Annotated in this window: 13 protein-coding genes; 8 read left to right on the forward strand and 5 right to left on the reverse strand. The window is 62.4% G+C overall.

What is annotated here, in order from left to right; genetic code table 11:
* Nucleotides 1-43: 43 nt before the first annotated feature.
* From topA to plsY, 3 genes are all read right to left on the reverse strand, one after another.
* Nucleotides 44-2,599 carry a type I DNA topoisomerase gene (topA, locus tag ACZ5ZH_RS04980; RefSeq protein WP_464772358.1) on the reverse strand — a complete coding sequence of 852 codons (2,556 nt, stop codon included), beginning with the start codon at nt 2,597-2,599 and terminating at the stop codon, nt 44-46.
* A gap of 74 nt (nt 2,600-2,673) precedes the next feature.
* The gene (dprA, locus tag ACZ5ZH_RS04985; protein WP_460985861.1) at nt 2,674-3,756 is read right to left on the reverse strand and encodes a DNA-processing protein DprA; all 1,083 of its coding nucleotides are present in this window, start codon (nt 3,754-3,756) and stop codon (nt 2,674-2,676) included.
* Entirely contained in the window at nt 3,753-4,352 is a 600-nt protein-coding gene (gene plsY / locus ACZ5ZH_RS04990; RefSeq protein ID WP_460985862.1) for a glycerol-3-phosphate 1-O-acyltransferase PlsY, read from the reverse strand. The genes dprA and plsY overlap by 4 nt, the downstream gene beginning before the upstream one ends.
* A 132-nt stretch (nt 4,353-4,484) precedes the next feature.
* Between plsY and murI the strand changes: the two genes are divergently transcribed.
* From murI to ACZ5ZH_RS05010, 4 genes are all read left to right on the forward strand, one after another.
* Nucleotides 4,485-5,288: a glutamate racemase gene (gene murI, locus ACZ5ZH_RS04995; RefSeq protein WP_449472427.1), complete on the forward strand. Its 804-nt coding sequence runs from the start codon at nt 4,485-4,487 to the stop codon at nt 5,286-5,288.
* A 154-nt stretch (nt 5,289-5,442) separates the two neighbouring features.
* Nucleotides 5,443-6,663 carry a 5-aminolevulinate synthase gene (gene hemA / locus ACZ5ZH_RS05000; protein WP_449472429.1) on the forward strand — a complete coding sequence of 407 codons (1,221 nt, stop codon included), beginning with the start codon at nt 5,443-5,445 and terminating at the stop codon, nt 6,661-6,663.
* Nucleotides 6,664-6,713: 50 nt separating this feature from the next.
* On the forward strand, nt 6,714-7,706 hold the full coding sequence (locus ACZ5ZH_RS05005; protein WP_460988075.1) for a ligase-associated DNA damage response exonuclease: 993 nt from the start codon (nt 6,714-6,716) through the stop codon (nt 7,704-7,706).
* 142 nt (nt 7,707-7,848) lie between these two features.
* A complete protein-coding gene (locus ACZ5ZH_RS05010; RefSeq protein ID WP_464772359.1) occupies nt 7,849-9,432 on the forward strand; it encodes a cisplatin damage response ATP-dependent DNA ligase in 1,584 nt (527 codons plus the stop codon).
* A gap of 6 nt (nt 9,433-9,438) precedes the next feature.
* Here ACZ5ZH_RS05010 and ACZ5ZH_RS05015 read toward each other — a convergent pair whose 3' ends face one another.
* Nucleotides 9,439-10,113, reverse strand: a complete 675-nt coding sequence (locus ACZ5ZH_RS05015) for a hypothetical protein (RefSeq protein ID WP_464772360.1) — start codon at nt 10,111-10,113, stop codon at nt 9,439-9,441.
* A 74-nt stretch (nt 10,114-10,187) separates the two neighbouring features.
* On the opposite strand from ACZ5ZH_RS05015, the gene ACZ5ZH_RS05020 reads away from it, so the two are divergent.
* Nucleotides 10,188-10,535 (forward strand): GFA family protein, encoded by a 348-nt coding sequence (locus tag ACZ5ZH_RS05020; protein WP_464772361.1) that lies wholly within the window; start codon nt 10,188-10,190, stop codon nt 10,533-10,535.
* Nucleotides 10,536-10,589: 54 nt separating this feature from the next.
* Here the strand turns inward: ACZ5ZH_RS05020 and ACZ5ZH_RS05025 are convergent, their stop codons facing one another.
* A complete protein-coding gene (locus tag ACZ5ZH_RS05025) occupies nt 10,590-10,988 on the reverse strand; it encodes a DUF1801 domain-containing protein (protein ID WP_464772362.1) in 399 nt (132 codons plus the stop codon).
* A 122-nt stretch (nt 10,989-11,110) separates the two neighbouring features.
* Here ACZ5ZH_RS05025 and ACZ5ZH_RS05030 point away from each other — a divergent pair, with 122 nt between their 5' ends.
* The 3 genes from ACZ5ZH_RS05030 to ACZ5ZH_RS05040 all read left to right on the forward strand — a co-directional run bounded on the left by ACZ5ZH_RS05030 (nt 11,111) and on the right by ACZ5ZH_RS05040 (nt 14,938).
* Entirely contained in the window at nt 11,111-12,316 is a 1,206-nt protein-coding gene (locus ACZ5ZH_RS05030) for a saccharopine dehydrogenase family protein (protein ID WP_464772600.1), read from the forward strand.
* Between the two features lie 109 nt (nt 12,317-12,425).
* The gene (locus tag ACZ5ZH_RS05035; protein WP_464772363.1) at nt 12,426-13,598 is read left to right on the forward strand and encodes a carboxynorspermidine decarboxylase; all 1,173 of its coding nucleotides are present in this window, start codon (nt 12,426-12,428) and stop codon (nt 13,596-13,598) included.
* Between the two features lie 149 nt (nt 13,599-13,747).
* Nucleotides 13,748-14,938: a type III PLP-dependent enzyme gene (locus tag ACZ5ZH_RS05040; protein WP_464772364.1), complete on the forward strand. Its 1,191-nt coding sequence runs from the start codon at nt 13,748-13,750 to the stop codon at nt 14,936-14,938.
* The last annotated feature ends 27 nt before the right edge of the window (nt 14,939-14,965 follow it).

Raw genomic sequence — 14,965 nt, forward strand, 5'->3', positions numbered from 1 at the left:
GCTCCTGCGCAGGCAGGAGCACGCTGCTTATTCCGGTGGCGGATTACTCCGCCGCCGCCTTCTTCTTAGCCGGAGCCTTCTTCGCCGCTGGCTTTTTAGCCACAGCTTTCTTGGCCGGGGCCTTCTTTTTCCCCTTCTTCGCAGGCGCCGCAGCCGCCCGCGCATCGATCAACTGCGCCGCTTCCTCCAGCGTCAATGCATCCTGCTCGATCGTCTTGGGCAAGGTCGCATTGGTCGTGCCGTCGGTTACATACGGACCATAGCGCCCCGCCATCAGCTTGATCTCGGCCTCGGTACGCGGATGCTTGCCCAGCACCTTGAGCGGATCACGCGACGCACCACCACGCGGCCCCTTGTTCGCCGCGTCCGCCAACTTGGCGACAGCGCTGTTCATCCCCACCTCGAAAATCTCGGCGGTGGAGGACAGCCGACCATATTTGCCGTCATGCAGCAGATAAGGCCCAAAGCGTCCGATATTCGCGACGATCGGCTTGCCCGTTTCCGGATGCAGCCCGACCTCACGCGGCAGGCTCAATAGCTTCACCGCCCAATCCAGAGTCATCTCGCCATCGGGCAGGTCCTTGGGGATGGAGCCGCGCTTGGCCTCCTTGCCCTCGCCCATTTCGATATAGGGACCAAAGCGCCCGGACTTGCGCACGATATCCTGCCCGGTTTCGGGATGCTGCCCCAGCACCTCCGGCCCCTTGTCATCACCGCCATCGCTGCCGCCCGGTTGCCCGAACTTGCGCGTAAATTTGCACTCCGGATAGTTGGAGCAGGCGATGAACGCGCCAAACCGGCCGCCACGCAATGCCAGCTGTCCGTCGCCACATATCGGGCAGGCACGCGGGTTGCTGCCATCAGCCTTGGGCGGGAACAGCATCGGCTCCAGGAACTTGTCCAGTTCCGCCGTGATGTCCGACGGCTTCTGCTCCATCACTTCCGCCGTCTTCGGCTTGAAGTCGCGCCAGAAGGCCTCCAAAACGGCCTGCCATTGCGCCCGGCCGCCAGAAATTTCGTCCAGCTCGTCCTCAAGGCCCGCCGTGAAGTCGTAGCTGACATAACGTTCGAAGAAGCGCTCCAAGAACGCCGTCACCAGCCGCCCGCTCTCCTCGGCGAAGAAGCGGTTCTTCTCCACCCGCACATAGTCGCGGTCCTTGAGAACCTGCAGAGTCGAGGCATAGGTGGAAGGCCGCCCGATGCCCAACTCCTCCAGCTTCTTGACCAGCGACGCTTCCGAATAGCGCGGCGGCGGCTGGGTGAAATGCTGCTCGGCCGTCACCTTCTTCTTGGCAGGCGCGTCGCCCGCCACGAGACGCGGCAGCAGCTTGCTGTCATCATCCTCGGCATCGTCGCGCCCTTCTTCGTAGAGCGCGAGGAAGCCCGGAAAGATCACAACCTGACCTGTCGCGCGCAGCGCATGCTGCCCCGTGCCATCGACCAGATCGATCACCGTCCGCTCCAGCCGCGCCGAAGCCATCTGGCTCGCCAGCGCGCGCTTGAAGATCAGGTCATAGAGCCGCGCATGATCGCCCGATCCAACCTTGTCGCGATTAAATTCGGTCGGGCGAATGGCTTCGTGCGCTTCCTGCGCATTCTTGGCCTTGGTCTGATATTGGCGCGGTTTCTCCGGTAGGTAACCGCCGTCATAACGCTCCGCAATCGCCTTGCGCGCGGCGGAGATGGCGCTGCCGTCCATCTGCACGCCGTCGGTACGCATATAGGTGATCGCGCCGTCCTCATAGAGCTGCTGCGCGATCCGCATCGTATGGCTGGCGGAGAAACCAAGCTTGCGCGCGGCCTCTTGCTGCAAAGTCGATGTCGTGAACGGCGCGGGAGGATTGCGCGAAACGGGCTTGGTCTCGACCTTCTCGACGGTGAAGCGCCCGGCCTCCACGTCCGCCTTCGCGGCCATGGCGTCGCCTTCCTTGCCGATGGTCAGCCGGTCAATCTTCTCGCCCTTCCAACGCACCAGCCGTGCGGTGAAGCCCTGGCCGCCTTGCTCCATCTCGGCCGCGACCGACCAATATTCCTGAGCGACGAAGCTCTCAATCTCACGCTCACGTTCAACCACCAGACGCAGCGCCACCGACTGCACGCGTCCGGCGGATTTCGCCCCCGGCAGCTTACGCCACAATACCGGCGACAGCGTGAAGCCCACCAGATAGTCCAGCGCCCGCCGCGCCCGATAGGCGTCGATCAGATCTTCATCCAGCGCTCGCGGCTTCGCCATCGCATCCAGCACTGCCGCCTTGGTGATCGCGTTAAAGGTCACCCGGTCCACGGTCGCAGGCAGCGCCTTCTTCGCGCGCAGCACTTCCTGCACATGCCAACTGATCGCTTCCCCTTCGCGATCAGGGTCAGTCGCGAGAATCAATCGGGTCGCCTTCTTGGCCTCATCTGTGATGGCCTTGAGCTGCTTGCCCTTGTCGCCATAATTCTCCCACTGCATGGCAAAGCCCGCGTCGGGGTCCACCGACCCGTCCTTCGGCGGCAAGTCGCGGATATGGCCATAGCTGGCGAGGACGTGGAAATCGCCGCCCAGATATTTCTCGATGGTCTTCGCCTTGGCTGGCGATTCAACGATGACAAGCTGCATTAATGCCCCGGTTTTTGAGTTCTCTCACGTACACGCGCGAGTCTGGAAGGCGGTGGCACCCCGCGTCAAGAGCGTCACGACAGGCTTACCTTGCCGCCCGCACGACGTTCCAGCCGCCCTGCCAATTCCAGCTCCAGCAGCACGGTCTGAACAATGGCTGGGGAAAGGCCGGATAGACGAATAACCTCGTCCACGGGCACCGGCGCATGGCCCAGCAGTCCCAGAACGACCTCCCGCTCCTGCCCCGCCACATCGGACGAAACCGGCGCGCCGCTAAAGTCGAGCCGCCCCTGCCGCACCATGCGCGCGTCAATGCCTCCAATTGCCTCGATCACATCCGCGCCATTCTGCACCAGCGTCGCGCCTTCGCGGATCAGGTGATTGCAACCTTGCGCCCGTGGATCGGCTGGCGATCCCGGCACCGCCATGACCTCCCGCCCGGCCTCGACAGCCAAGCGCGCCGTGATGAGCGATCCCGATTTGGGCGCCGCTTCCACGACCACCGTCCCTGCGGCCAGTCCAGCAATGATGCGATTACGCGCCGGAAAGTGACGCGCGAGCGGCTGCGTACCGGGAGGATGCTCCGTAACCAGCAAACCCTCACTCGCGACCTGCTCCTGCAAGTCGCCATTTTCTGGCGGAAACACGACATCGATGCCGCAGGCGATAACCGCGATCGTTCCGGTTCCCACCGACCCTTGATGCGCGGCCGTATCGATACCCCTCGCAAGGCCCGACACCACCACCGCGCCCTGCTGTCCCAATTCCTGCGCCAGCGTCCGCGCGAAACGGCAAGCGGCGGCAGAAGCATTTCGCGCACCCACCATGGCCACGCATTGCCGCCCCGCCAGTCCCACATCGCCGCGCACAATCAACGCAGGCGGCGAACCATCCATCTGCTCCAGCAAAAACGGATAATCCTGATCCCCCATCAGCAGGTAGCGCGCGCCAAGCGCCCGGCTGCGGGCAATCTCCTGCTCAACAGCGCCTGCGTCCGCCACTGCCGCCTTCCCGCCGCCTCTTGCGGCAAGCTCCGGCACCGCCCGCAAAGCATCTCCCGCCTTTCCGAAGCGCGCCATCAACTGCCGGAAAGTAACCGGCCCGATGCGGGGCGAACGGATCAGGCGGAGGCGATCGAACCGCTCCTGCTCACTCACTCTCTGGCAGCCCCGATCTTGGGTTCGGTCCCCTTCGCAAGCCGCGCGATATTGGCCCGGTGCCGCCACAACAGGATCAGCGTCATTGCCAACGCTACAGGAACCAGATCAAACCGCCCCATGAACCACAACGCGACCGGGGCGCTAATCCCCGCCGCCATGCCTCCGACTGAAGACCATTTCGTCCCGAACAGCGCCCCCAGCCATACAAGCGCAAACACTATTCCCGCAGGCCAGTGCAGCGCGGTCACCACGCCCATCATCGTCGCTACGCCCTTGCCACCCGCAAAGCGCAGCCACACAGGATAGCAATGCCCGATAAAGGCCATCGCGCCCGCCATCGGTCCGCCATTGTCGATCAACGCCGCGCCGATCAGTACGGCCGCCGCGCCTTTCAGCAGGTCGAGCAACAAGGTCGCCGCCGCAAGCCCTTTGCGCCCCGTCCGCAACACATTGGTCGCGCCGATATTGCCCGACCCGATCTGCCGCAAATCTCCGGCACCTGTGATGCGCGTCAACAGGAGGCCAAAGGGTATGGAGCCCAGCAGATAGGATATCAGCAGGACGAATGCGGGAAGTAGCCAGGGAGGGTTCATGATCTCGCCGAAATGATTGCGGCGCGACCATAGCGTTGCCGCCGCGGGGGGCAAGCTTTGCATTGACGCACACGCCGACGGTTGCTCCGAAATATTGACAGCCTCATCCTCACCCGCGACATGTGCGCCATAATGAAGGTCGCTCCATCAGCCCCCCTGCTCTTCTTCGATTCCGGCGTTGGCGGGCTCTCCATCCTCGCGCCAGCACGCTCAGCGTTGCCCAACGCCCCTATCGTCTATGCCGCCGACAGCGCAGGCTTCCCCTATGGAACGAAGGGCGAGGCGGAGATCGCCGCCCGCGTGCCCGCGCTGCTCGGCCGCTTGGTCGAACGCTTCCGCCCCCGCCTTGCCGTGATCGCCTGCAACACCGCCTCGACCATCGCGCTGTCCGCTGTCCGCGCCGCGCTGGACATCCCCGTCGTCGGCACCGTCCCCGCGATCAAACCAGCCGCGCTTCTTTCCAAAAGTCGCGTATTCGGCGTGCTAGGCACCGACGCCACCGTGCGCCAGCCTTATGTCGATCGCCTCACCGCCGAGTTCGGAGCAGACTGCACCGTCCTGCGTCACGGTTCTGCCGCCCTTGTCCAGCTGGCCGAAGCCAAGCTGCGTGGCGAGCCTTTGAACCCCGCTATCGCCCGCGACGCTCTTGCTGGCCTTCTCGATCAGCCCGGCGGCGACCTTATGGACACGGTGGTGCTCGCCTGCACGCACTTCCCGCTGGTGGAGGCGGAACTCGCGGCCGCCGCGCCCAGGCCCCTCACCTTCGTCCACGGCGGGGAGGGCATCGCGCGCCGCATCGCCTACCTGACCCAAGGACAGGGCTGGCCAGCCTCCCCCCCGTCCGGAAAAGCCGTGTTCACGCGCCTCGACAATAGCGTCGCGACGCTCGCCCCGGCGCTGGCTGACTTCGGCCTTACCCAGATGGAAGCGCTTTGAGGGGTGAGACCTTTGGTCCACTCCCAATTTCCTCTATCATCGTGATAGGTATTTCTCCCTAACGCTGCGAACGGTTATCGCTGGTAATGACGCGCGGCAGCAGGTAAACGCCCGCAAGAGGGGAATGCGGGCCACTAAGGGACTAGGGCGTTACGTGAACTACAAGCATATCTTCGCGCAGGCGATCGACCGGCTTCACAGCGAAGGCCGCTACCGCGTGTTCATCGATATTCTGCGGAACAAGGGTGCCTTCCCTAACGCCCGCTGCTTCCACGGCCATAATGGCCCGAAGCCCATCACCGTCTGGTGCTCCAACGACTATCTCGCCATGGGGCAACACCCCAAGGTCGTAGCCGCGATGGAAGAGGCGCTGCACGATGTGGGCGCAGGCTCCGGCGGCACCCGCAACATCGGCGGCAACACCCATTATCATGTCGATCTGGAGGCTGAACTGGCCGATCTGCATGGCAAGGAAGCGGCTCTGCTCTTCACGTCCGGCTATGTGTCGAACGAAGCGGCGCTCTCCACCCTCGCCAAGCTGCTGCCCGGTTGCATCGTGTTTTCCGACGAGCTGAACCACGCGTCGATGATCGCGGGCATCCGCAATTCCGGCTGTGAAAAGCGCGTCTTCCGCCACAATGACGTCGATCATTTGCGCGAGCTGCTCGCCGCAGAAGATCCCGACGCTCCCAAGCTGATCGCCTTTGAAAGCGTCTATTCGATGGATGGCGACGTCGCCCCCATCGCCGAAATCTGCGACCTGGCCGACGAGTTCAACGCGCTCACCTATCTGGACGAAGTCCATGCGGTCGGCATGTATGGCGCGCGTGGCGGCGGCATTTCCGAACGTGACGATGTCGCGCATCGCCTGACGATCATCGAAGGCACGCTGGGCAAGGCTTTCGGCGTCATGGGCGGCTATATCACGGCCGATCAGATGATCGTCGATGTGATCCGCAGCTACGCGCCCGGTTTCATCTTCACCACGTCACTTTCGCCCGTCCTCGTCGCGGGCGTCCTCGCGAGCGTCCGCCACCTCAAGCAGTCCAATGAAGAGCGCGAAGGCCAGCAGGTCGCCGCTGCTACGCTCAAGCGTTTGATGGCGGAATCGGGCTTGCCGGTCATGCCGTCCGTCACCCACATCGTCCCGCTGATGGTCGGCGATCCAGTGAAGGCCAAGCGGATCAGCGACATCCTGCTCGCCGAATATGGCGCCTATGTTCAGCCCATCAACTACCCCACCGTCCCGCGCGGCACCGAGCGGCTGCGCTTCACGCCCGGCCCCGCGCATACGGTGGAAATGATGCAGGACCTGGTTCAGGCGCTCGTCGAAATCTGGGATCGGCTGGAGCTGGAACTCAAGAAGGCCGCCTAACCGGACCTCTTGCGGAACAATAGGGGCATTTCCCATCTTCTTGGATGGATATGCCCCATTGGATCGAACCGCACCCCACCGGAATATACGTCCGCCCCGCTGACGCCTGGATCGATCCTTCCCAGCCAGCCGAACGCGCGCTCGTCACCCACGGTCATGCTGATCACGCGCGCGGCGGCCACGGCCATGTCTGGGCGACGCTAGAAACCCTCGCCATCATGGCGCTGCGCTACGGCACGGCGAGCGGGACGCCCGTCGGCTACGGCGAGCATATCCGCATGGGCGGGGTGGACATCTCCTACATTCCCGCAGGCCATGTACTCGGCTCGGCGCAAATCCTGCTTGAACATGCGGGGGAGAGGGTGGTCGTCACCGGGGATTACAAACGCCGCCCCGACCCCACCTGCAAACCGTTCGAACCAGTCCCCTGCGACATCTTCGTAACCGAAGCGACCTTCGGCCTCCCCGTCTTCCGCCACCCTGACACAGGCAGCGAAGTCGACCGCCTGCTCGCCGCCCTCCACGCCCTTCCCGACCGCTGCGTCCTCGTCGGCGCCTATGCACTTGGCAAAGCCCAACGCCTGATCTGCGAAGTCCGCGCGCGCGGCCATCATGACCCCATCTACATCCACGGCGCGATGGAGCGCATGTGCGCGCTCTATCAGGATTTCGGCATCGACCTTGGCGAACTCCGCCCCGCGACGGGCATCCCGGCAAAGGAGATGCGAGGCCACCTCATCGTCTCGCCCCCTTCCGCCCTCAACGACCGCTGGAGCCGCCGCCTGCCCGATCCCATCACCGCCATGGCGTCAGGCTGGATGCGCGTCCGCCAGCGCGCCCGGCAGAAGAATGTCGAACTGCCGCTCGTCATCTCCGACCATGCCGATTGGGACGAACTGACCAGCACCATCCGCGAAGTCGCCCCATCAGAAACCTGGATCACCCACGGCCGCGAGGAAGCCCTGCTCCACTGGTGCATGACCCACCAGATGCGCGCCCGCGCCCTCGAACTGGTCGGCCGCGAAGATGAGGATGAGGGTTGATGATCACCAAACGCCCTCTATCCCCGTTCGCCCTGAGCCTGTCGAAGGGCTTATCTTTCTTGAAGGGAAGTAAAGGGCTTCGACATTCGAACGAGACAAGCGGCTCATTCGGACAGCCCGAACGGACGAGAGGTTTCATTCTATGAGACAATTCTCCCAACTCCTCGACGGCCTCGTCTACACCCGCTCCCGCAACGGCAAGCTGGACCTCATCGCCCGCTACATGCGCGAAGCCCCTGACCCCGATCGAGGCTGGGCGCTCGCCGCCCTAACCGGCAATCTCGACATAAAAGCCGTCAAAGCCTCAGCCATCGGCGAAATGATCCGCGCCCGCACCGACCCGGTCCTCTACGAAATGAGCCGCGACTATGTCGGCGACCTTGCCGAAACCGTAGCCCTCCTCTGGCCCAAGCGCGAAGACCAGCCCGCCGAAATAGACGACGCCACCCTCACCCTCTCCGCCGTAGTCGATCGCCTCCACAACGTCAGCCGCGCCGCCGCCCCCGATACACTCGCGCAAATGATGGACCACCTGGACGCCTCCGGCCGCTTCGCCCTCCTGAAACTCGCCACCGGAGGCCTGCGCGTCGGCATCTCCGCCCGCCTCGCCAAGACCGGCTTCGCCCACGCCTTCGACCTGGACGTCGATGATGTGGAGGAATGCTGGCACGCCCTCTCCCCGCCCTACACCGCCCTGTTCGACTGGGCCGAGGGCAGGTCCGGTCGCCCCGACCCCGCAGGCACACCCTTCTTCCGCCCCTTCATGCTCGCCCACCCGCTCGAAGCCGACAGCGTGGACCTGACCCACTATGCCGCCGAATGGAAATGGGACGGCATCCGCATCCAGATCGTCGGCACGGGCGAGCAGACCCGCCTCTACAGCCGCGCCGGAGACGACATCACCGGCAGCTTCCCCGAAATCGCACAAGCCTTCACCGCCCACGCAGTCCTCGACGGCGAACTCCTCGTCAAAGGCGAATTTCAGGGCGGAGAAGCGGCGAGCTTCAACGCCCTCCAGCAGCGCCTCGGCAGAAAGGCGGTGACGGCGAAAATGATGGCGGATTATCCCGCCTTCGTCCGCCTCTACGACATCCTCCTCCACGCCGACGAAGACCTGCGCCCCCTCCCTTGGGCCGAGCGCCGCCCCCGCCTCGAAACCATCGTCCCGATGTTAAACCCCGACCGCTTCGACATCTCTGCCCTGATCGAAGCCCCCGACTTCGAAACCCTTGGCCAGATCCGTGCAGGCGCCCGCGACGCCGCCATCGAAGGCGTGATGCTCAAGCGCCGCGACAGCCCCTATGTCGCCGGGCGCAAGGCCGCGCTCTGGTACAAATGGAAACGCGATCCCCTGACCGCCGACTGCGTGATGATGTACGCCCAGCGCGGCCACGGCAAACGCTCGTCCTTCTATTCGGACTACACCTTCGGCTGCTGGACCGAGGAAGGCGAACTGCTCCCCGTCGGCAAAGCCTATAGCGGCTTCACCGACGAGGAACTGAAGTGGCTAGACCGCTTCGTGCGCACGAACACGGTCAACCGCTTCGGCCCCGTGCGCGAGGTGGAAAAGTCACTGGTGCTGGAAGTCGCCTTCGACAGCATCCACGACAGCAAGCGGCACAAATCGGGGCTGGCGATGCGCTTCCCAAGGATCGCGCGGATTAGGCGGGATAAGCCTGCTGGGGAGGCGGATACTGTGGAGGGGTTGCGGCGGTTGGTGAGTTGATCCTATCTACATTTGAACGAGCGGTTGATCCGCTGATGGCCTGAGCAAATCGTCAAGCTTTCCCCAATGATGAGTTCGAGCCATTTCTAATATTTCTGTTGTTATGTGCTCACGCGCCATCTCCGTTACCCAATCCGGCACGTGAGGAAAGGCTTCCATGGTACCGAATATATCGGCAAGCATGGCGTCCGGGGAGATCGAATTAAGCCTTTCCACATTCGGTTGTATGAAACGCTTGATAATTGGCTTTGCCCGGACTTCACAATGTATAAATAGATCGCGCAACAACGGCGTGGGTGCAGAATAACTTCGAACACCTTTGCGATCTTTAACCGTAGGCGGAGATACCGCCCAAACACATCCACTTATTTGAGTGCCTCCATTTGTGGGATCTACACCTCTATGAACCACTCCGTTTCTAAGTTCGCGTACATAGCCAAGGATGTCAGACCCCGACAGCGATGGAGTCTTCAAACCATCCAGCAATTCGCTATTAAAAGGCTCACCGCACCATTCAGCAACCATGTCGATCGCCGACATCAAGTTAGTTAGGTAAAGCGAATAATGCATCCGCATTTGAAACGAATCAGCGGGAGGATGAAAATTCTCGATTTCCCTAACTGAGAGCGACATGCATTCAAGATGCCAAACCAAGCCGTGAAGGGAATCGATACTATTCATGCGAGTGCCGCTCGGAAAAGGTGCTTCGCCTTTTAGCTCGCCTCCGCTAGCCTGCAAGCTTAGGAGAACGGATAATGCCCTACACCGGAAGCTGCCACTGCGGCGCAGTCACCTACACCGTAGCCGCCGACGCCCCGACCGAAGCCATGTCCTGCAACTGCTCCCATTGCAGCCGCAAGGGCTTCCTCCTCACCTTTGTCCCCGCCGACCAGTTCACCCTCGACAGCGGCGAGGACAAGCTGACCGACTATCAATTCTACAAGCACAAGATCACGCACCGCTTCTGCAATATCTGCGGCACGCAATCCTTCGCTGAGGGCGATTCCCCCGAAGGCCCGACCCGCGCCATCAACCTGCGCTGCGTGCCCTCGGTCGATATCGACGCGCTCAAGATCAAGAAGGTCGATGGCGCCAGCTTCTAGGACGGACCGCGCGCACCGCATTTCTGCTCGCGCGGAGGCGCATGAAGGGAAGGCCTAAGCCTTCTTCCTGCCCCGCGGCGGCTTCGCCTCATTCAGCGCAACCGCCGCAAGCACCAGCGCCTTGAACGCCTCCGCATCGATATCCTCACCCTCGCGGATATCGATCGCGCGCCTGACATTGCCCTCAAGACTCGCGTTGAACAGCCCCGCCGGGTCATCCAGCGAAGCCCCCTTGGCAAAGGTCAGCTTCACCACCGCCTTGTAAGTCTCGCCCGTGCAGATGATCCCGGCATGGCTCCAGGTTGGAACGCCGCGCCATTTCCATTCCTCGACAACCGCCGGATCAGCCTCCCTGATCAGCCCCCGGACCCGCGCCAGCATCGCGCCCCGCCAGTCGCCAAGTTCCGCGATCCGCGCGTCGATCAGTGCGGAAGCCTGCTGCTCATCGCTCATCCGTTCGGCCCATCCCTCGATGAAGGTTCCTGCTTCTGCCAGACTGACTTTGCGCTGTCACGCGTAGCCCCTATATGAGCGCTTTCGCGCAAAGGGCGCGCTTCACCTATGGAGCAGTGGAATTGAGCAAGGTTCTGGTCATCGGCGCAGGCGGCGTCGGGTCTGTCGCAGTTCACAAGATGGCGATGAATTCTGACATTTTCAGCCATATCACGCTCGCCAGCCGCCGCATCGTCAGCTGCGAAAAGGTCGCCGAATCGGTGAAGGCGCGCACCGGCGTCACCATCGACGTGGCGCAGGTTGACGCCGACAATGTCGCGGAAACCATTGCGCTCATCGAAAAGGTCCAGCCCAAGCTCGTCGTCAATCTGGCCCTGCCCTATCAGGACCTGGCGATCATGGACGCCTGCCTCGCGACCAAGACCGATTATCTCGACACCGCCAATTACGAACCGCGCGACACGCCCAAGTTCGAATATGGCTGGCAGTGGGCCTATCAGGACCATTTCAAGGAGGCGGGCATCATGGCGCTGCTGGGTTCGGGCTTCGACCCCGGCGTCACCAGCGTCTTCGCCAGCTACATCAAGAAGCATCTGCTCGACCGGATCGACACGCTCGACATTCTGGACTGCAATGGCGGCGACCACGGCCAGCATTTCGCCACCAACTTCAACCCGGAAATCAACATCCGCGAAGTGACCGCACCCTCGCGCCATTGGGAAGGCGGCAAGTGGGTCGAAGGCCCGGCGCTCAAGCACAAGCAGGCGTTCAATTTCGATCAGGTCGGCGAAAAGAATATGTACCTCATGTATCATGAGGAACTGGAATCACTCGCCAAATTCTACCCGGAAATCAAACGTATCCGCTTCTGGATGACCTTCGGCGATGCCTATCTCAAGCATCTCGAAGTCCTCCAGAATGTCGGCATGACCCGCATCGATCCGGTGACCTACAACGGGCAGGAAATCATCCCGCTCCAGTTCCTGAAAGCCGTTCTCCCCGAACCGTCGAGCCTCGGCTCCACGACCAAGGGCAAGACCAACATCGGCGACATCGCCACCGGCCTGAAGGACGGCAAGCAAAAGACCTTCTATGTCCTCAACATCTGCGACCATGAGGACGCCTATGCCGAAACCGGCAATCAGGCGGTCAGCTACACCACCGGCGTCCCCGCGATGATCGGCGCTGCTATGATGCTGACCGGCGCATGGAAGGGCGAAGGCGTGTTCAACATCGAACAGTTCGATCCCGACCCCTTCATGGACATGCTGAACAAGCATGGCCTGCCTTGGCAGGTAAAGGAACTGGACAAGCCGCTGGACTTCTGACGGTCCCGTAAGGGATCGTCACCCCGGACTTGATCCGGGGTCTCGTGCCGTCACGCCGTGCCCGACCACCTGAGATCCCAGCCTGCGCTGGGATGACGGAGTATTGAACATGGAAACCAAAGCCGGCGACCCCGCCGCCTTCGCGCATTTCGACTTGCACCGCGTCCCCTCACCCGCCTTTGTGGTGGATGAGGCCGCGATCCGCCGGAACCTCGCCATCCTGCGCGACATAGGCGATCGCGCGGGCATCAAGGTGCTGGGCGCGCTCAAGGCCTTCTCCATGTGGTCCCTCGGCCCCGTAGTCGCCGAATATCTCGACGGCGTCTGCGCGTCCGGTATCTACGAAGCCCGCCTCGGCCGCGAAGAATATGGCGGCGAGGTCGCGACCTACTGCGCCGCCTATAAGCCGGACGATCTGGCGGCGATCCTCAAAATCTCCGACCACGTCATCTTCAACAGCCTCGGCCAGATCGAGCGGCTGAAACCAATCATCGACAATGCCAGAATGAACGGTGTGAACTTCGACATCGGTCTGCGCATAAATCCCCTCCACGCCGAGGGAGAAGTACCCAAATATGACCCCTCACAGCCCCACAGCCGCCTGGGTTTTCCGATCGACCAGCTACGTCCGGAACATCTCGAAGGCGTCGATGGCCTACACGTCCACAATCTCTGCGAGCAGGATTTCCTGCCCCTCGAACGCACATGGGCAGCCATCGAATCCCGCATCATGCCGCATGTGGGCGGTCTCAAATGGCTGAATTTTGGCGGTGGCCATCATGTCACCCGCGCCGACTATCAGATCGACGATCTGATCGCCTTTCTCCAGCGGATCAAGGCGCAGACCGGACTTGAACTCTATATCGAACCTGGCGAGGCAATGGCCCTCGATGCCGGAATCCTGATCGGCGAAATCCTGGACGTCATCGACAATGGGATGCCCGTCGCCATCACCGACATTTCAGCCACCTGCCACATGCCTGACGTCATAGAGGCGCCCTATCGCCCCGCCATGCTGCATGAAGAGGCGGACGGTCCCGCCACGCGACTCGGCGGCCCTTCCTGCCTGGCTGGCGACATCATCGGCGACTATCGAGTCCCCGGCGGCGCGACTCCGGGACGGCGCATCGCCTTCCTCGACCAAGCCCACTACTCGATGGTAAAGACCAACACCTTCAACGGTGTACCGCTCCCGTCTATCTGGCTGTGGAACTCGCACACCGACGAACTCAAGCAAATCCGCCAGTTTTCATACGAGGATTTTAAGTCCCGTCTCTCCTGACGCACGCTTCATGCCCGCCCGCGCAACAAAATTTACGCATGCGCTTTACAGGGGGGACCCCTACGCATATATCGCCGTTCCGCTGCCCCATGGGACTTCCACCGCAAGGCAGCTTTTAATGCCCTGAACTACACTGGAGGTCCCTTGAGTTGCACAAGCACCATAGCGCGCTGGGGGTAGCGACCGCCCTCAAACCGGCAGCACCGGTAACGCTGATCCGCCCGCAGGCTGCGGCCCGCGCCGCCCGATTCTTCGATGAGAAGTTTCCGGGGCGCTCGCTTTACGCTGTAAAGGCTAATCCCTCGCCGGACTTGCTCCGGACTTTGTGGGACAGCGGAATCACGCATTATGACGTTGCGTCCATCGCCGAGGTTCGCCTCGTCGCGGAAACGCTGCCGCAAGCGAAGCTGTGCTTCATGCACCCCGTCAAGGCTGAAGAAGCCATTGCGGAGGCTTATCATGTTCATGGCGTGCGCACCTTCTCGCTCGACACGATCGACGAGCTGGAAAAGATTGTGCGTGCCACCGACGACGCCACGGACCTTGAACTCTGCGTTCGCCTGCGCGTCTCGTCCGAACATTCGGAACTGAGCCTGGCGTCCAAGTTCGGCGCGGAACTCGGCGAAACCCGCGAACTGCTGATGGCCACCCGTCAGGCTGCTGATGCGCTCGGCATCTGCTTCCATGTGGGTAGCCAGGCGATGAGCCCGCAAGCCTATAGCGACGCGATCGAACGCGTCCGCGCGGCGATCGTCGATGCGGCGGTTACGGTCGACATCATCGACGTAGGTGGCGGCTTCCCGTCCGTTTATCCCGGCATGGAACCGCCTGCGCTGGAAGCTTATTTCGACGCTATCTATCGCGGCTTTGAGAGCCTGCCGATCAGCTATTCCGCCGAACTGTGGTGCGAGCCTGGCCGCGCGCTTTCGGCCGAATATAGCTCCATCATCGTGCGGGTAGAGCGTCGTCGCGGCACCGAACTCTACATCAACGATGGTGCCTATGGCGCGCTGTTCGACGCTGCGCATATCGGCTGGCGTTTCCCAGTCGCCCTGCTGCGCGAGGATGAGAGCGAGGCGGATTTGACCGGCTTCTCCTTCTACGGCCCGACCTGCGACGACATGGATCACATGGTGGGCCCGTTCATGCTGCCCGACGATGTGGCTGCGGGCGACTATATCGAGATCGGCATGCTCGGCGCATATGGCGCGGCGATGCGCACCGGGTTCAACGGCTTCACATCAGAAGCGGTCATTGAGGTGGAGGACGAGCCTATGGCCAGCCTCTACGCCGATCCGGTTCCGGCACGCCGTCGCGCAACTGTCATCAAGCTGGGCTAAAAGGCTCAAGCTCCCCTTTGGAGAGGG

Source organism: Sphingobium sp. TomMM7A (genome assembly GCF_055397305.1).

Coding starts and splice junctions, on each gene's coding strand:
- topA (WP_464772358.1), bottom strand. CDS start 2,599: ATGCAGCTTGTCATCGTTGAATCGCCAGCCAAGGCGAAGACCATCGAG.
- ACZ5ZH_RS05025 (WP_464772362.1), bottom strand. CDS start 10,988: ATGAGCGATGAGCAGCAGGCTTCCGCACTGATCGACGCGCGGATCGCG.
- ACZ5ZH_RS05035 (WP_464772363.1), top strand. CDS start 12,426: ATGGAAACCAAAGCCGGCGACCCCGCCGCCTTCGCGCATTTCGACTTG.
- ACZ5ZH_RS05015 (WP_464772360.1), bottom strand. CDS start 10,113: ATGAATAGTATCGATTCCCTTCACGGCTTGGTTTGGCATCTTGAATGC.
- ACZ5ZH_RS05010 (WP_464772359.1), top strand. CDS start 7,849: ATGAGACAATTCTCCCAACTCCTCGACGGCCTCGTCTACACCCGCTCC.
- ACZ5ZH_RS05020 (WP_464772361.1), top strand. CDS start 10,188: ATGCCCTACACCGGAAGCTGCCACTGCGGCGCAGTCACCTACACCGTA.
- plsY (WP_460985862.1), bottom strand. CDS start 4,352: ATGAACCCTCCCTGGCTACTTCCCGCATTCGTCCTGCTGATATCCTAT.
- murI (WP_449472427.1), top strand. CDS start 4,485: ATGAAGGTCGCTCCATCAGCCCCCCTGCTCTTCTTCGATTCCGGCGTT.
- ACZ5ZH_RS05005 (WP_460988075.1), top strand. CDS start 6,714: ATGCCCCATTGGATCGAACCGCACCCCACCGGAATATACGTCCGCCCC.